The sequence below is a fragment of the Streptomyces mauvecolor genome, assembly GCF_039532965.1.
Classification (GTDB): Bacteria; Actinomycetota; Actinomycetes; order Streptomycetales; family Streptomycetaceae; genus Streptomyces; species Streptomyces violascens.
On record NZ_BAAASQ010000067.1, the window covers coordinates 1 to 867 of the forward strand.

The 867-nt window shown below is 67.1% G+C and carries 1 protein-coding gene; it reads left to right on the top strand.

Features of this window, described 5'->3' with window-relative positions; translation table 11 throughout:
- The first annotated feature begins 52 nt into the window (after nt 1–52).
- Nucleotides 53–852 (top strand): IS5 family transposase gene (locus tag ABD346_RS38240; protein WP_344380928.1). Its coding sequence is split into 2 segments (ribosomal slippage): nt 53–392 and nt 392–852, totalling 801 coding nucleotides; the frame shifts between segments, so codons are not numbered across the junction.
- Nucleotides 853–867 lie beyond the last annotated feature (15 nt).

Genomic DNA, 867 nt, shown 5'->3' on the forward strand with positions numbered 1-867 from the left:
CTAAGACGTCATCTCATTTGGCTGTCTCGGTAGACTGCTGGCTGTGGTGGGGATTGTTGAGCGGCTGGTGCCGGACGAGCTGTGGGAGTTGTTTCAGCGGGTGGTGCCGGAGGCTCCGATGCGTCCTCAGGGCGGCGGGCGGCGTCGGCACGGTGACCGTGAGGTGTTGGCCGCGATTGTGTTCGTGGCAACGTCCGGCTGTACCTGGCAGCAGCTGCCGGCCGCGTCCTTCGGGCCGTCGGGGGCGACGGCTCATCGGCGGTTTGCCGAGTGGAGCCGGGCCCGGGTGTGGGCGAAGCTGCACCGCCTGGTCCTCGACGAGTTGGGGGCCCGCGGGGAGTTGGACTGGTCGAGGTGCGCGATCGACTCGGTGAACATGCGGGCGCTGAAAAGGGGGACCTGACGGGTCCGAATCCTGTGGACCGGGGCAAGTACGGCTCGAAGATCCACTTGATTACGGAGCGGACGGGTCTGCCCCTGTCCGTCGGGATCTCGGGAGCGAACCTGCATGACAGTCAGGCGCTCGAGCCCCTGGTACGGGGTATCCCGCCCATCCGCTCGCGTCGTGGCCCCAGACGGCGGCGGCCCCAGAAGCTGCATGCAGACAAGGGCTACGACTCCGACCACCTGCGCCGATGGTTACGCGGCCACGGTATCACCCACCGCATCGCCCGCCGGGGAATCGAGAGCTCCACCCGCCTGGGACGCCACCGCTGGACCATCGAGCGGACCATGTCGTGGCTGGCCGGCTGCCGCCGCCTCCACCGCCGCTACGAACGCAAATCCGACCACTTCCTCGCCTTCACCAGCATCGCCTGCACCCTCATCTGCTACCGGAGACTAGCCAAATGAGATGACCTCTAAGTG